Source organism: Roseibaca sp. Y0-43 (assembly GCF_020667835.1).
Classification (GTDB): Bacteria; Pseudomonadota; Alphaproteobacteria; order Rhodobacterales; family Rhodobacteraceae; genus Roseinatronobacter.
This window is the reverse complement of the sequence record NZ_JAFMPR010000007.1, coordinates 120,537-136,025: the sequence shown is the minus strand read 5'-3', so window position 1 is coordinate 136,025 and position 15,489 is coordinate 120,537. Positions and strand designations below refer to the sequence as shown.

The 15,489-nt window shown below is 62.8% G+C and carries 16 protein-coding genes; 1 reads left to right on the top strand and 15 read right to left on the bottom strand.

Annotated elements, in window-relative coordinates; translation table 11 throughout:
- From J1C52_RS10780 to J1C52_RS10730, 11 genes are all read right to left on the bottom strand, one after another.
- Complete coding sequence (locus J1C52_RS10780; protein WP_227427943.1) at window positions 1-423, bottom strand: hypothetical protein; 423 nt, start codon at window positions 421-423, stop codon at window positions 1-3.
- Window positions 424-426: 3 nt separating this feature from the next.
- Window positions 427-2,445, bottom strand: coding sequence for an NADH-quinone oxidoreductase subunit NuoG (nuoG, locus tag J1C52_RS10775; RefSeq protein WP_227427942.1), 2,019 nt, complete (start codon window positions 2,443-2,445; stop codon window positions 427-429).
- 3 nt (window positions 2,446-2,448) lie between these two features.
- A complete protein-coding gene (locus tag J1C52_RS10770; RefSeq protein ID WP_227427941.1) occupies window positions 2,449-2,886 on the bottom strand; it encodes a DUF5333 family protein in 438 nt (145 codons plus the stop codon).
- A gap of 4 nt (window positions 2,887-2,890) precedes the next feature.
- Entirely contained in the window at window positions 2,891-4,180 is a 1,290-nt protein-coding gene (gene nuoF / locus J1C52_RS10765) for an NADH-quinone oxidoreductase subunit NuoF (RefSeq protein WP_227427940.1), read from the bottom strand.
- Between the two features lie 22 nt (window positions 4,181-4,202).
- A complete protein-coding gene (locus tag J1C52_RS10760) occupies window positions 4,203-4,424 on the bottom strand; it encodes a DUF5337 domain-containing protein (RefSeq protein ID WP_227427939.1) in 222 nt (73 codons plus the stop codon).
- A gap of 23 nt (window positions 4,425-4,447) precedes the next feature.
- Window positions 4,448-5,584, bottom strand: a complete 1,137-nt coding sequence (locus tag J1C52_RS10755) for an NADH-quinone oxidoreductase subunit E (protein ID WP_227427938.1) — start codon at window positions 5,582-5,584, stop codon at window positions 4,448-4,450.
- On the bottom strand, window positions 5,584-6,804 hold the full coding sequence (locus J1C52_RS10750) for an NADH-quinone oxidoreductase subunit D (RefSeq protein ID WP_370633260.1): 1,221 nt from the start codon (window positions 6,802-6,804) through the stop codon (window positions 5,584-5,586). Before J1C52_RS10750 ends, J1C52_RS10755 begins: the two co-directional genes overlap by 1 nt.
- Complete coding sequence (locus tag J1C52_RS10745) at window positions 6,801-7,409, bottom strand: NADH-quinone oxidoreductase subunit C (RefSeq protein WP_227427937.1); 609 nt, start codon at window positions 7,407-7,409, stop codon at window positions 6,801-6,803. Before J1C52_RS10745 ends, J1C52_RS10750 begins: the two co-directional genes overlap by 4 nt.
- Before the next feature lie 9 nt (window positions 7,410-7,418).
- Window positions 7,419-7,952 carry a NuoB/complex I 20 kDa subunit family protein gene (locus J1C52_RS10740; protein ID WP_176699388.1) on the bottom strand — a complete coding sequence of 178 codons (534 nt, stop codon included), beginning with the start codon at window positions 7,950-7,952 and terminating at the stop codon, window positions 7,419-7,421.
- Window positions 7,943-8,308: an NADH-quinone oxidoreductase subunit A gene (locus J1C52_RS10735; protein WP_227427936.1), complete on the bottom strand. Its 366-nt coding sequence runs from the start codon at window positions 8,306-8,308 to the stop codon at window positions 7,943-7,945. The genes J1C52_RS10740 and J1C52_RS10735 overlap by 10 nt, the downstream gene beginning before the upstream one ends.
- Before the next feature lie 242 nt (window positions 8,309-8,550).
- Window positions 8,551-9,039: a lysozyme inhibitor LprI family protein gene (locus J1C52_RS10730; protein WP_227427935.1), complete on the bottom strand. Its 489-nt coding sequence runs from the start codon at window positions 9,037-9,039 to the stop codon at window positions 8,551-8,553.
- A 132-nt stretch (window positions 9,040-9,171) separates the two neighbouring features.
- Between J1C52_RS10730 and J1C52_RS10725 the strand changes: the two genes are divergently transcribed.
- Entirely contained in the window at window positions 9,172-10,119 is a 948-nt protein-coding gene (locus tag J1C52_RS10725; protein WP_370633259.1) for a nucleoside hydrolase, read from the top strand.
- 100 nt (window positions 10,120-10,219) lie between these two features.
- On the opposite strand, the gene J1C52_RS10720 is transcribed toward J1C52_RS10725, so the two are convergent.
- From J1C52_RS10720 to J1C52_RS10705, 4 genes are all read right to left on the bottom strand, one after another.
- Window positions 10,220-11,641: a nodulation protein NodH gene (locus J1C52_RS10720; RefSeq protein WP_227427933.1), complete on the bottom strand. Its 1,422-nt coding sequence runs from the start codon at window positions 11,639-11,641 to the stop codon at window positions 10,220-10,222.
- 9 nt (window positions 11,642-11,650) lie between these two features.
- Window positions 11,651-13,330 (bottom strand): beta-1,6-N-acetylglucosaminyltransferase, encoded by a 1,680-nt coding sequence (locus J1C52_RS10715; protein ID WP_227427932.1) that lies wholly within the window; start codon window positions 13,328-13,330, stop codon window positions 11,651-11,653.
- Window positions 13,327-14,313, bottom strand: a complete 987-nt coding sequence (locus J1C52_RS10710; RefSeq protein WP_227427968.1) for a glycosyltransferase family 2 protein — start codon at window positions 14,311-14,313, stop codon at window positions 13,327-13,329. The genes J1C52_RS10715 and J1C52_RS10710 overlap by 4 nt, the downstream gene beginning before the upstream one ends.
- A 146-nt stretch (window positions 14,314-14,459) precedes the next feature.
- A complete protein-coding gene (locus tag J1C52_RS10705) occupies window positions 14,460-15,488 on the bottom strand; it encodes a glycosyltransferase family 2 protein (RefSeq protein ID WP_227427931.1) in 1,029 nt (342 codons plus the stop codon).
- Window position 15,489: the final 1 nt, after the last annotated feature.

The window sequence follows — 15,489 nt, the reverse complement described above, 5'->3', positions numbered from 1 at the left end:
TCAAACGGTTGGGATGTCTTGCGCTTTGCAGTCATCCACGACCACTTCCGCATCTATCGTTCGTGTGCCCCGTGGCAGATCGGGCGAGATGGTGTAGACCCCGTCCGCTTCCCAGATGCCGCCCTTCTGGCCCGAGCTGGTGCGCACATGGCGCGCGAAGCTGTAGCCCCGGATCAGCGCATATTGCGCGGCCGCGCAGCGGGTATAAGCGATTGCCGCCATCTGTCTGCCCTCGCCCGCGACCTGCACAACAAAGCTGACCAGATCGCCCTCCAGCAGGCGCGTGTCGACCCCCAGATATTGCGTGCGCGCGGGCGGCTCCAGCGTGGCGCGCGGTGCCCCTGCCCCTGCCACACAACCCATCAGCCCACCACAAAGCGCGGCGAGGGTCAGGGCTTTGGCTGGCAGGCGGCTTGCACTCATCGCTTACTCCGCCGCCATGGCAGTGTTGGCGCGCGCTTTCGCCATGGCCGACAATTCCGCCATCAGGCTGGAGGCGCGCGTGATCGGGTTGGTCAGGTAGTGATCGGCAATCGCGGGTTTGAACGGCGCTTGTGCCAACTGGCCTTGCGGCAGGGCTTGCCAGTCGTTTTCCGGCACCTCGTCGATTTCAGCCAAATGCGGCACGGCTTCGGTCAACTGGTTGCGCAGCGCGCCCAGGCTGTCGAAGGGAAGCGGTGCGCCCAACTCGGCCGAGAGCGCCCGCAGGATCGCCCAGTTCTCTTTCGCCTCACCCGGTGCAAAACCCGCGCGCAGCGCCAGTTGCGGGCGGCCTTCGGTGTTCACGAACAGGCCGTTTTCTTCGGTATAGGCCGCGCCCGGCAGGATGATGTCGGCGCGGTGCGCGCCCCGGTCGCCGTGGCTGCCTTGGTAGATCACGAAAGCACCGGGCGCGATGTCGACCTCATCGGCACCAAGGTTATAGATCACCTCTGCCCCTTCGGTCGCGGCGGGCAAGCCGCCCTCGGTGACGCAACCGACATCCATCGCGCCTACGCGGGCGGCGGCGGTGTGCAGCACCATGAATTTCGCGCCCGACTTCTCGGCAATCGCCTGCGCGGTGGCCAGAACCGCCGCCCCGTCGCCGTCGCGCAAAGCGCCTTGGCCGACGATGACGACACAGTCCTTGTCGGCCAGATCGGACATATCGAGGCTTAGCACATGTGCCAGCGCCGCGCGGTCGCTGCCCATATGCTCATAGTCATAGGTCAGGTCCGCCGCCTCGCCCACCTGCACCACATCGGCCCCGTGCAGCCACGCCTTGCGGATGCGCGAGTTCAGCACCGGTGCCTCAACTCGTGGGTTGGTGCCGATCAGCAGGATTTTCTGAGCATGGTCAATATCTTCAATGGTCGCGGTGCCAACATAGGCAGAGCGATTGCCTGCTGGCAGTTTCGCGCCATCGACCCGGCATTCGGTGGTGCCGCCCAAACCCTCGACCAGCTGCTTCAGCGCAAACGCCGCCTCGACCGGGGCCAGATCGCCCACCAGACCGGTGACTTTCTTGCCCTTCATCGCGGTCGCAGCGGCTGCGAGCGCTTCGGGCCATGTGGCCGGGCGCAGCTTGCCGTTTTCGCGGATATAGGGGCGGTCCAGACGCTGGCGCTTCAGCCCGTCCCAGACATAGCGCGAGCGGTCGGCCAGCCATTCTTCGTTGATGCCATCATGGTTGCGCGGCAGGATGCGCATGACCTCTCGGCCCTTGGTATCCACGCGGATGTTGGACCCCAAAGCATCCATCACGTCGATGGTTTCGGTCTTGGTCAGCTCCCACGGACGGGCGGTAAACGCATAGGGTTTCGAGACCAGCGCGCCCACCGGGCACAGGTCCACGATATTGCCGACCATCTCGGATTCGATCAAAGCGCCCAAGTAAGTCGTGATCTCTGCATCCTCGCCCCGGCCCGTCTGGCCCATGACCTGAACGCCCGCAACTTCGGTCGTGAAGCGAACGCAGCGGGTGCAGGAAATGCAGCGCGTCATATGCGTCTCGACCAGCGGGCCAAGCTGCAAATCCTCTGTCGCGCGCTTGGGTTCGCGGAAGCGCGAGAAATCGACGCCATAGGCCATGGCCTGATCTTGCAGGTCGCACTCGCCGCCCTGATCGCAGATCGGGCAATCCAACGGGTGGTTGATGAGCAAGAACTCCATCACCCCCTCGCGGGCCTTCTTGACCATGGGCGTGTTCGTCTTGACCTGCGGCGGGCTACCATCGGGGAAGGGGCGCATGTCCTTCACCTGCATGGCGCAGCTTGCGGCAGGCTTGGGCGGTCCGGGCTGCACTTCGACCAGGCACATGCGGCAATTGCCGGCAATCGACAGGCGTTCGTGATAGCAGAATCGCGGAATCTCGATCCCCACCATCTCGCAGGCCTGGATCAGCGTCATGCTGCCGGGAACTTCGACTTCCCGCCCGTCGATGATGATCTTGCGAAGGTCAGACATAACTCACTTCTCCCGCAACCGGCTGCCAAGGGCGGTGCCTTGGGCGATTTCGTTGCTTGCATAGGCGCAGACGGCCTGTTCGTTCATCGGGTCCACATCGGCGTCGCGCAGATAGGTATAGACAAGCTGGCGCATCCGTTCCTGTTCGGCCTTGTCCTCGACAAAGGCTTCGATCTGCTGGCGGCTGGGGCCAAGCGCGCGGGCCTTGTTGTAAAGGCCAAGGAAATAGGTCACGCGCGCCACGCGGCCCGGCGGCTCGATGCTGTCCTCGCAGCTATCGGCGATGTGCTTGATAAGCGCCGCCGTGAACAACCCGTTATAGATCTCTGGCGTGCCGCGCAGCAGGGCGTTCACCTCTGCCTGCGTCATGGATTGCGCAGCCCCCCCCGTTGCAACCGAGGCGGCGAGCGCAATCCCTGCCAAGACCGTTTTGCGTGCCATGCGCTTACTCCGCCGCGACCCGTCCGGCCTTGTTGGCGCGGATGCGGTCCTCGATCTCGTCGCGGAAATTGCGGATCAAACCCTGGATCGGCCATGCCGCCGCATCGCCCAACGCACAAATCGTGTGCCCTTCGACCTGCTTGGACACGTCCCAAAGCATGTCGATTTCGGCAGGGTCCGCCTCTCCGCGCACAAGGCGCTCCATCACGCGCATCATCCAGCCCGTGCCCTCGCGGCAGGGCGTGCACTGGCCGCAGCTTTCATGCTTGTAGAACTTGGCCAGACGCCAGATCGCGGCCACGATGTCGGTGGATTTGTCCATCACGATCACCGCCGCCGTGCCAAGGCCCGAGCGAAGGTCTTTTTGCAGATAGTCGAAATCCATGATCGCGTCGCGCATGTTCTCGCCACGCACACAAGGCACGGACGACCCGCCGGGGATGACCGCAAGCAGATTGTCCCAACCGCCGCGAATGCCGCCGCAATGGGTCTCGATCAGTTCTTCAAAGCTGATCGACATCGCCTCTTCTACCACGCAAGGCTTGTTCACATGGCCCGAGATGGCGAAAATCTTGGTGCCCGCGTTGTTGGGGCGGCCAAAGCCTGCGAACCACGCGCCGCCACGGCGCAGGATGGTGGGCACCACGGCGATGGATTCGACATTGTTCACCGTGGTCGGGCAGCCGTAAAGCCCCGCGCCCGCCGGGAATGGCGGCTTCATGCGCGGCATCCCCTTCTTGCCCTCAAGGCTTTCCAGAAGCGCCGTTTCCTCACCACAGATATAGGCGCCCGCACCATGATGCAGATAGATGTCGAAATCCCAGCCCGATTTGCAAGCATTCGGGCCGACGAGACCCGCCTCATAGGCCTCATCAATGGCGTTTTGCAGCGCCTCTTTCTCGCGGATATATTCGCCGCGAATATAGATGTAGCAAGCATGGGCGTTCATCGCGAAAGACGCGATCAGGCAGCCTTCGATCAGCGTATGCGGATCGTGGCGCATGATCTCGCGGTCCTTGCAGGTGCCCGGCTCGGATTCGTCGGCATTGACCACCAGATAGGCGGGGCGACCGTCGCTTTCCTTGGGCATGAAGGACCATTTCAGACCCGTGGGGAACCCGGCCCCCCCGCGCCCGCGCAGGCCCGATTGCTTCATCTCGTCGATGATCCAGTCGCGGCCTTTTTCAAGGATCTTCTTGGTGCCGTCCCAATGCCCGCGTGCCATTGCACCTTTCAGCGAGCGGTCATGCATCCCGTAGAGGTTCGTGAAAATGCGGTCCTTGTCGTCCAGCATATGCGTATCCCTGTCTGCGCGCTCAGCGGCCCTTCAGCCGCCAGATGCGAAAAGTCACGATCAAGCCCCAGGCGAAGGCGGCAAGGGCGGCGAAATCGACCAGAAAGGCGTAGCGCGCCTGCCAGCCAAGCCGGCCGCCCACGAATTGCAACCCGACCCAAAGAACAATCGCCACGGCCATCACCGCACCGGCAAGCCGAGCCTGCCGGGCGAGCGCCATGTCCTGTTCGCTGGGTTTGGTCATGCCCATCATCCCTTGCCCCGGTCTCAGGAGCGTTTCGAAAATTCGGTCTCGCCGCCTTCGGCAAGTATCTTGGCCTGCGCGATCCAGTCGTCGCGCTTGATCCGGCCCTTGAACTTCAGCCGCGTATCAACCCAGGCGATCTCGGCCTCTGTCCAGCTGGCGATCTGCCAGAAATGCCAGACGCCCAACTCGTTCAGCACGCCCTCCAGTTTCGGCCCGACACCCTTGATCTTTTTCAGATCATCCGGCGTGCCACGCGCTTCCGTCAGCATTTCGGGCTTTTCTTCGGCAACCTCTGGGGCCGGTTCCACGACCTTCGCCTTGGGCGCAGGGTTGCCGACCTCTTCCTTGGCGCGCAAGCTGGCGCTGTCGCCCTTGGCCTTGGGCGCGGCTTTCGGGTTGGCGGGCTTGGTCATCTCGGCCACTTCGCCGCCCATCGGCTGCCCATCGGCGCGCGGGTGGTCGCGCCACGGGGCGACCAGCGGCACTTCGGTGCCGTCAATGCGCTTGAGCGTGTCGCCGATTCTGGTGGCCAAGGCGACAGAGCCGTTCTGCGTCTGCCCGGTATAGTCCTTGAGCGTCGTCGCCCCGCCCAAGGGTTCGGATGCAAACCGCCCTTTTTGCGAGCCGGGGGTCGGCACCTTGCCCGCCGCCATATCGTCGATCAATTTGGCAAAGCTTTCGGCGTCCAGATCCTCGTAGTAATCCTTGCCGATCTGGGCCATGGGCGCGTTCGAGCACGCGCCAAGGCATTCGACCTCTTCCCAGGAAAACTTGCCATCGGCGGACAGTTTATGCGGCTGCTTGGCGATTTTTTCCTTGCAGACCTTCACCAGTTCCTCGGACCCGCACAGCATGCAGGGCGTGGTGCCGCAAATCTGGAAATGTGCAACAGACCCAACGGGTTGCAGCTGGAACATGAAGTAGAATGTCGCCACTTCCAGCGCCCGGATATAGGCCATGTCCAACATGCCCGCGACATGCTCGATCGCCGCGCGGGTCAGCCAGCCATGCTGTTCCTGCGCGCGCCACAGAAGCGGGATGATGGCGCTGGCCTGACGGCCTGCCGGGTATTTGGCGATCTGCGCCTCCGCCCATGCCTGGTTGGCGGGGGTGAAGGCGAAGCTGTCGGGCTGTTCCGGGTGAAGGCGGCGTAGCATTAGCGGTCAATCTCTCCGAACACGACATCCATGGTGCCGATAATGGCGGCCACGTCGGCCAGTTGGTGGCCCTTGGCCACATGGTCCATGCTTTGCAGGTGCAGGTAGCCAGGCGCGCGCAATTTCGCGCGGTAGGGCTTGTTGGTGCCATCGGCCACCAGATAGACGCCAAACTCGCCCTTCGGCGCTTCCACGGCGGCATAGACCTCGCCCGCGGGCACGTGGAACCCCTCGGTGTAAAGCTTGAAATGGTGGATAAGGCTTTCCATCGAGGTTTTCATATCCGCCCGCGACGGCGGGGTGATCTTGCCGCGTGCCAGCACATCGCCCTGCCCTTCGGGCGCGCGAAGCTTTTCAATGGCTTGCAGGATGATCGAGGTCGATTCGCGCATCTCCTGCATCCGGCACAGGTAGCGATCATAGCAATCGCCATTCTTGCCGACCGGGATCTTGAAGTCGAATTCGTCATAGCATTCATAGGGTTGCGCGCGGCGCAGATCCCATGCCAGCCCAGAGCCGCGCACCATGACGCCGGAATAGCCCCAGTCGAGGATTTCCTGCTCCGTGATGATGCCGATATCGGCGTTGCGCACCTTGAAGATGCGGTTTTCCGTCAGCAGCGTGTCGATGTCGTCCAGCACCTTGGGAAAGGCGTGCGCCCATTCCTCGATATCGTCGATCAGCGCGGGCGGCAGGTCTTGATGCACACCGCCGGGGCGGAAATAGGCCGCGTGCAGGCGCGCACCGCAAGCGCGCTCGTAGAAGATCATCAGCTTCTCGCGCTCTTCGAAGCCCCAAAGCGGCGGCGTCAGCGCACCCACATCCATGGCCTGCGTGGTCACGTTCAGCAGGTGGTTCAGCACGCGCCCGATTTCGGAATAAAGCACCCGGATAAGCGACGCGCGACGCGGCACTTCCACGCCCGTCAGCTTTTCAATCGCCAAGCACCAGGCATGTTCCTGGTTCATCGGCGCGACGTAATCGAGACGGTCGAAATAGGGCAGGTTTTGCAGATAGGTGCGGCTTTCCATCAGCTTCTCGGTGCCACGATGCAGCAGGCCGATATGCGGATCGCAACGTTCGACGATCTCGCCGTCCAACTCTAGCACCAGCCGCAAAACACCATGCGCGGCAGGGTGTTGCGGGCCGAAGTTGATGTTGAAATTGCGGATGCGCTGCTCTTGCGTCAGCGTGTCCGGCGTGTAGGAGCCATCCATCATTTCGCAGCCTCCGTCTTCTCGTCACCCGGCAGGACGTATTCCGCCCCTTCCCATGGCGACATGAAATCAAACTGGCGGTATTCCTGCACCAGCGACACCGGCTCATAAACCACGCGCTTCAACGTCTCGTCATAGCGGACTTCGGTGTAGCCGGTGGTCGGGAAATCCTTGCGCAAAGGGTGCCCGCGGAAGCCGTAATCGGTCAGGATGCGGCGCAAATCCGGATGGCCCGAGAACAGGATGCCGAACATGTCGAATACTTCCCGCTCGAACCAGTTGGCCGAGGGGTGAATGCCGGTGATGGACGGCACGATGTCATCCTCGCCCGCCATCAGCTTTACCCGGATGCGGTGGTTCCGATACATCGACAGGAAATGATAAACGACCTCGAACCGATCCGCGCGACCGGGGTAATCCACCGCCGTGATGTCCACCAGCGTGGAGAAGCGCATCGCTTCATCCGTTTGCAGCCAGCGCACGAGAACCGGCAGATGCGCCAGTGTGGTGGTGACGGTCAACTCGCCGAAGGCGATGTCGTGACCCACCACCGCATCGGACATGCGCGCGTCGATCAGGGCGGCGATTTCTTGCAAAGCGGCTGTCATGGCACCCCCTTAGCGAACCAGCGTGCCGGTCCGGCGAATCTTGCGTTGCAGTTGCAGGATGCCATAGAGCAGCGCCTCTGCGGTGGGCGGGCAGCCGGGGACATAGATATCCACCGGAACCACGCGGTCGCAGCCCCGCACCACGGAATAGCTGTAATGGTAATAGCCGCCGCCATTGGCGCAGCTTCCCATCGAAATCACGTAGCGCGGCTCTGGCATCTGGTCGTAGACCTTGCGCAAGGCGGGCGCCATCTTGTTGGTCAGCGTGCCCGCCACGATCATCAGGTCCGACTGGCGCGGGCTGGCGCGCGGCGCGGTCCCGAAGCGTTCCAGATCGTAGCGCGGCATGGACGTGTGCATCATCTCGACCGCGCAGCAGGCAAGCCCGAAGGTCATCCAGTGCAAGCTGCCATTGCGCGCCCAGTTGATGATGTCCTCGGTCGAGGTCAGCAGGAAGCCCTTGTCCTGCAATTCGCGGTTCAGCGATTGCGTGGCGACCTCGCGGTCGGCACCTGCCGTGTTGGCCCCGGTCATCACTCCCATTCCAGTGCCCCTTTCTTCCATTCATAGGCAAAGCCCACGGTCAGCACCGCAAGGAACACCATCATCGACCAGAACGCCGTCATCGACATATCCCCAAAGGCTACTGCCCATGGGAACAGGAACGCGATCTCAAGGTCGAAAATGATGAACAGGATCGACACAAGGTAAAACCGCACGTCGAATTTCATGCGCGCATCGTCGAAGGCGTTGAAGCCGCATTCATAGGCCGACACTTTTTCCGGGTCTGGGTTGCGCACCGCGATCACGATGGCCGACAGCAGAAGCACAAGCCCCAGCGCCACGGCAATGGCCAAGAAGATCACGATCGGCAGGTAGGACGCGAGGAGGTCTTGCACCTTTGGCTCCTTTCGCAGGCAGAACTTGCTGCACCGAACTTTAGCAGCCTTGGAATGGCTGTCACTGGCTTTGTGTCATCTACTCTGCAAACCGGGGCTGGTCAACCGAACTAGGCCCGATCCCGCCGGAAAAACGCAGGATTGAATACCTTTGCATACAGCTAACATTCAACAATTTGAATGACTTGCCGCGCGCGCAAAAGGTTTTTGCTGCACAAGCAGCAGCGACACCATGGCAGGCATCACCCCTCGCCAGAGTAGAGCGCACCAAGGTAAAGCGCCTGTTCCGCCGTCTCTTGCAGCAGGCATTGCAGATAATCCGGGCCTGCTCCCGCACCCACTTGCCCAAAGGATGCCTCATGATCGCATCGTGCTTTGCGGTAGAATACCCAAAGCTCATACAGGTCGCGCGCGGTGCTGGCCTGATTGGCCAAATCTGCGGGCAACTCGTCGTTTGGCTGTCCCATCGCCCGCCTCAAGTCCATCGTGACGTCGTTGATTTGTTGGTCCCACCAGCCAAACTCTTGCAGAAGACAGAAGGACATTTCGTCGTCACTGGCCCCGCTAGCCTGCTCCATGCACGCAGCCGCTGCCCGTCCGATACAAACGTGTTTGTCAGCCCCATGCCCGCTTTGCGCCAAGCAATCCTCGGTCGGCCCGATTTGAAAAGACATGTCTTGCGCCAGCACAGGCGTGACAAACAGGGACAGGGGAAGAAGGAAACGCAACATGGCCACTCCAATCGGCAACACCCTTGGCAATCTGCCACGATGCCCGGCGCGGAACACCTGTTTTCCGGCCCTGCGCGGGAAAAAACGGGGCTTGCACCCCGGCAGGGCGCGGCGCACCCTACGCGCAACTGGATGGAGGCTGATTTGGCACGCAAGATCATCATAGATACCGACCCCGGACAGGACGATGCGGTGGCGATTCTGCTCGCGCTCGCCTCTCCCGAACTGGAGGTGCTGGGCATTACCTGCGTCGCGGGCAACGTGCCGCTGGCGCTCACGCATGTGAACGCGCGCAAGGTCTGCGAATTGGCGAGGCGGGCCGATCTGCCCGTCTATGCCGGATGCGACGCGCCGATGGAGCGCAAGCTCGTCACCGCCGAACATGTCCACGGCAAGACCGGCCTCGACGGTGTCGACCTGCCCGCCCCCGCCATGCCCTTGGCCAAGGGCCATGCGGTCGATTTCCTGATCGACACGCTGCGCCGCGAACCCGCGGGCACGGTCACGCTGGTGCCTATCGGGCCGCTGACGAATATCGCCACGGCAATGGAACGCGCGCCCGACATCATCCCGCGCATCGGGCAGATCGTGCTCATGGGCGGGGCGTATTTCGAGGTGGGCAACATCACGCCCGCCGCCGAATTCAACATCTATGTCGACCCCGAAGCCGCCAAGATCGTCTTCGGCGCGGGGGTCGATCTGGTGGTCATGCCGCTCGATGTCACCCATAAAGCGCTGGTGACGGCCCCGCGCGTTGCGGCGTTTCGCGCGCTTCCGGGCCGCGTCGGCCCCGCCGTCGCCAGTTGGACCGATTTCTTCGAGCGTTTCGACAAGGAAAAATACGGCTCCGCCGGCGCGCCACTGCACGACCCCTGCACGATCGCCTACCTGGTCGCGCCGGACCTCTTCTCAGGCCGCCATATCAATGTCGAGATCGAAACCACCTCGGAGCTGACCCTTGGCATGACGGTGGCCGACTGGTGGCGCGTCTCTGGCCGCGCGCCCAATGCAACCTTCATCGGCGATGTCGATGCCGACGGGTTCTTCGCCCTTCTGACAGAGCGGCTGTCCCGCCTCTGACCCCTGCCCCTTCATCCTTGCAAAAATATCCTGGGGGAGTCCGGCCCCGGCACGGGGCCGGGCGGGGGCAAAGCCCCCTGCTGTCATGCGCAAAAAAGCGTCAGGGCTGCCAATCCTCGAAGCCCAGCGCGTCGTAATCCAGCCCATAGGCCGCGCGCCCTGCGGCTTCGATCTCTGCGTCGTAGATCGCCCCCAGCGTGAAGCGGCGCGGTTCCGATACCGGGTTGAATTCCGGCAAATCCAGCCCCAGCGCGCGGCCAATCCCCGGCAGGTCTTGCGCCAGCCGTTCCGCGCGCAACAGGTGGTGCAAGGGCGCTTGGCCCGCCAACCCTTCGATCAGGCGGGTCTGGCTGGCCCAGGCCGGCATGACGGTCATCGCCGTCTGCCCGTTCAGATTGGCGGCGGCAAACCGCAGGAACGCCAGAAAGCCCGCGCGGTGCAACGCCATGTCATAGCTTTCCATCGCGTCTTTCTCGGGCAGATGCACCCCATGCACGCGGGCAAGGAAGGCGCGCACATTGGCGCGTTGGCCGTGCACGACCTGCCGCAGATAGACCTCATGCGCGCGGGCAAGCGGATGGTGCAGCGCGGTAAAGACCGCGCGGCGCGGATGCGCGCGCTGCCAGTCGCGCCAGCCTTGCGTGGTGAAATCACCCAGCAAGCCTTGGGCACCCGCGCCATCCACCTGCCCCAGCCAGTCCAGCACGCCCAAATCGGGCGCGCCGGGCATGGGCAGGTAGGCAAGCGGCTGGGTCGCGCAAGCGCGCAAGCCCCATAGCATCGGCCCGCGCCTTGGCTCGAAATTCGGCGTGCGCCACAGGTTGAAGCGGTCCAGCCGCGCCAGCCCCTCGCGCACCGCGTCCGGGTTGGTCAGCTTCTGCTCCAGCGGTTCGGGGTTCTGGCGCTTCAGCTTGCGCGAGGGGGCTTCTATCCGGGCGTCAATGCCCAGCCACGCGGCCATGCCGTTCAGAACAGCCACGTCATTGGCATCTTCATAGGCGATGTAGAATGCCGTTTGCCCGCTGGTTTGCAGCATGTTCAGGATTCGCGCCTGAAAGCTTTGCAGGCGGGTGACATGGTCCTCGAACTCGACCGGGTCAAAGGCCACCTGCGCCGAGCGCCTGGTTTTCACATCGCCCAGCTTCCATTGCTGCGTGGCCTGCGCGATCTTCAGCGACACATAGCTGTCCAGCGGGTTGCGCGTCAGGATGATCTTGGCGCAGCGCGGGTCTTGCATGAAGGTGGGCAGCACGCGCGCGTCATGGTCGTGGAAAAAGCGAAACCCGGTCAGGCCGGGCTGGCCGCGAATGGCCCAGAGAAGCGCCATCGGGTTGCGGTCGCGTTCGGCCAGCGTGACGCCGTAAAGCTCTTCCTTGCCCTGGTGCGAGATGAAGGCGGGGTTGAACACCTCGCCCTCGCAGGTGATGCCGTCGAATTCGTTCAGGTTGGCTTCGATCAGGTTCGAGCCGGTGCGCATTTCCGCAAGCACGACGAAATAATCGAATGGACCTGTCTGCGTCATCTCGCGCCTCTATCTCGCACCTGCGCGCCCGTCGAAATCACGCAACAGGACCGGGGGCAAGCCTTTGTTGCGCAGCTCGCGCAAGAAGTCCTCCAGCCCGTCGAGCGATTGCATCTCGGGCAGGCCGTAATTGGCAATCGAGGATTCGGGGGCGATTTTCGACACGACCTCGGACAGGTTGCGCTCTGGCGCGTCGAGGAATTCCGCGAGGCTCCAGATACGGATATCGGCCTGCACCCAGCGCGATTGCAGCACTGAGAGCATGTGCTGTTCGCGCTTTTGCAGCCAGGCGACATGGGCCAGCAGGTCATCGGGGCGGTAATCGCCACGAAACAGCGGCAGCAGGAAACACCCACTAATCAGCGAGATCTGCGCGTTACGGTCCTTGGCCATGAACCACAACAGGTCCGTCGGCACATGGTCGCGCGCGGTGATCGAAAAGCATTGCCGTTCGCCCCGCGTGGCCCAAAGCAGGTTCGTCAGGAACATGCGCGGGTTGTAGTCGCGCAGGCGCGCGCTGTCGGAAATCGCACCATGCCAGACCTGCGCGCCGCCATGGAACCCCACGCGCTCTGGCGCGTACAGATGGCCATGCGCGCGCGTGCCCGTGACCTGTCCCAACCAATAGTCGAAGCCCCGAAACAATTGGTCAAACCCGGAGAAAACCGAATACGGCCCCGCCGTGGGCGCTTGGCCGCTGTCGTCGCTGGGAAAACGCGATTGCATGTAAAGGCCCGCGCGCCCTTCGGTGCGCTGGTGTTCGGCCAATTCGAAATAGCGGTCGATTTTGGCGGGTTCGGGCGTGACCGGGGCCAGTCTGGCTTGCTGGTCGGACAGGAAAAAGCTGTAAAGCTTGTCGGCCTGCGGCCAGATCTTGCGCGCCAGAAAGCGGTCAGACCGGCGCAAGAGTTGCAGATGGTCGTCGTAGAACAGGTTGGGCCGCCCGTTGCGGTCGAATTTCACCAGCGTCAGCGAATGGCTTTCAATGCGCCGCCCATGCAGCCGCGCAAGGGTCTGGAAATAGCTTTCATCGGGAATCCAGCAGCCCTTGAAATACCGCTCGTAGCGTTTGCGCTTGGGGTGCGTCAGGATTGCATCCAGCGTGTCGCGCGACAGGCACCACCATTGCGACCCCATATGCGGCTCTAGCGGGCGGGGGATTTCGCGCTCTATCCCGAAGCGGCGTTGCAGATCGACGGTTCGGTCGAACAGCCAGCGCCGCTTGCGCCATGAAAACGGAAAATAGAGCGTGAAACGCTCGCGCGACAGCCCGCCCGTGATCCAGTCGGCATGATCGACGGCCACGGATTCGATGAAATCGGTGCCCTCATTGGCACGCAGGTAGTCCACCAAGGCATGGGCCGGGCGCAGCGGCAGGCACGACCCGGAAGTCAGCAGGACATGCCCGATACTGCCAAAATCGCGCAGCAACAGTTCCGCCGCCGATTGGCTGGCCGCGACAATGTCCCAAGACCCCCAGTCGCAGCGATGGCGCGGCACCATGCGCAACAGCGGGTGGTCGCCAATCTGGGCCTGCAAGGCGGCCAGTTTCGCCTGCGGCACCGCGCTGTCGATATGCAGCGCCACCGCGCAGCCCGCATCCAGCCAAAAGCGCGCGACCTGCCCCGCGCGGTCCAGCGCGGTATGCGCCAGCATGACAACACCAAGCGTGGGAGAGGCCGCGCTCATGCCCAATCCCCTTTCGACATCAGGCCCAGAATTTCCAACTGCCGCCAGTTTATGAACTCTGTCGAGTGTTCGCACCACAGGTTTTGACCCTCGCGCAGCGTCAGGTCATAGGCGCGGTATTCACGGCTGTCAGCGTAATGCTCGCCACGGGTCAATTCCTCGCCCGCCTTGGCCATGATCGTGTCGAGGAATTTCGCGTGCAGCAACACGCCAGAGGCCTGCTCGCCGCCGGTGTCGTCATAGACCCGGTTCAACCCGCGCGGCAACGCCATGTGGCTGGAACTGACATAGGCGTATTTGCGCGACCAATGCACCAGCGGCACCTTGTTCAGCGCGGGCGCCTGTTCGGGGCTGTCGGCCATGAACAGGCGTTGCCGAACGCCGCCCTGTATCCACAGATTGCCCATCAGCGGGTTGCGCTTGATCGAGTAATTCGCGGCATCGAACCAGCGCGCGATCTCGAAGGGGTTTTGCCCCTCGCGGTAAGGCTGCGCGGCGATCGGCCCTTTCGGATACATGTCCAAAAGCATGGCCGAGAAGGATTTGCGCCCCTGGCTTTCCAGCCAGTCGGTCAGCGCCTGGATGGGGCGCGTGTCGGCATAGGGGTAGAGCAGGAATTCATCCACATCGGCGACCAATATCCAATGCCCGTGCCCATAGCGCCATTGCAGGTGGTTCAGCCAATCCACCCCGAAGGACGCGGCCTTGTAGCTGCCTTGCGTGGTCCAGAGCGAGACATCGCGCTGCGCTTCCAGATATTCGGTCGTCCCGTCATCCGAGCCGTTATCGACCATCAGGAAATGTCCGATGCCCATGTTGCGGTAGTAATCGAGGAAATAGGGCAGGCGCACATATTCATTACGCAGCGTTGTAAAGCACAGAATATCGTCCGGGCGGATACGGTCAGTGCGGTTGACGCGCGCGCGCAATTCCAGGCTTTTGCGCAGGGCACGCATCAGTTTCACTTGCCGCCGGGCGCGCAATTTCAACTGTGTTTTCAGCCCCATGAACGCCCACTCGCAACCCTTGGCCGGCCGACTGTGGCGACCTTGATCCAGTCATGCCCGACCGATGGGACAATTGCAACAATCTTGCCCCGGATGGGTTATTGTTGCGTAAACAAATGCAATCAGGCCCAGCCACCGCGCGATATGAGGCCCAACTCCTCCAGTTGCTCCCACCCGGTGAAACGCGCGGACTGCGCGCACCACAGGTCCGGCGCTTGGGCCACGGCATCGTAATAGGCATCGAAGACGGGCGCATTGCCGAAATGCTGGGCGCGGGCTTTTTCGACCGGCGCACGTTCGACGATCTGGGGCATGAACTTGGTGTGCAGAAGCGCGCCCGAAATCTGCTCGCCCGCGCCGCGCGCATAGACCGCGTTCAGGTCACGCGGCAGGATGGAATGGGTCGAGTTGACCCATGCGTTATGAAAGCTCCATTTCACCAAGGGCAGCTTTGTCAGCGTGGGCGCGCGGTTGGGCTGGTCGGCGAAAAACGCGCGGGCGCGCGGGCCGCCTTGGATCAGCAGGCAATCCAGCAGCGGTTTGCGTGTGATCGTGTAATTGCCGGGGTCGAACCATTCCAGCACCGAAAGCGGGTCTTGCCCGCGCGCTAGCGGCGCTTGGTCGAGCCGGCCCTTTGGGTAAAGCTCCAGCATCATCGCGGGCAGGATGGGCTGGCCTTCGGCATCCAGCCAGTCGGTCAGGGCGCGCAAGGAGCGGGTCTGCCAATGCGGATAGATCAGCAACTCGTCGGCATCGGCCACCACGCACCAATGCCCGCGCGCATGGGCCAGCATCAGCCAGTTCAGCCAGTCCAGCCCGAAGCGCGAGGCGCGGTAGCTGGCTTTGGTCGCCCAGACAGAGGCATCGGGCTGGGCTAAAAGCGTGTCTAATGTGCCGTCATCGCTGCCATTGTCCACAAAACAGAAATGATCGACCCCCAAAGCGCGGTAATGCTTCAGGAACCAGTCGATGCGGTCGGCCTCGTTGCGGATGGTGCAAAACAAAAGCACCGCCCCCCTGCCCCAGCGCCCGCGCTTCAGACAGCGCAACTCGCGCGCCTTTGCGATGGCGCGGGCTCGCAGGCGGCGGCGCTTCCAATCCATGCGGAAGCGATACCAACGGTCCCGAGATGGGGGCAGTTCGGAATACATG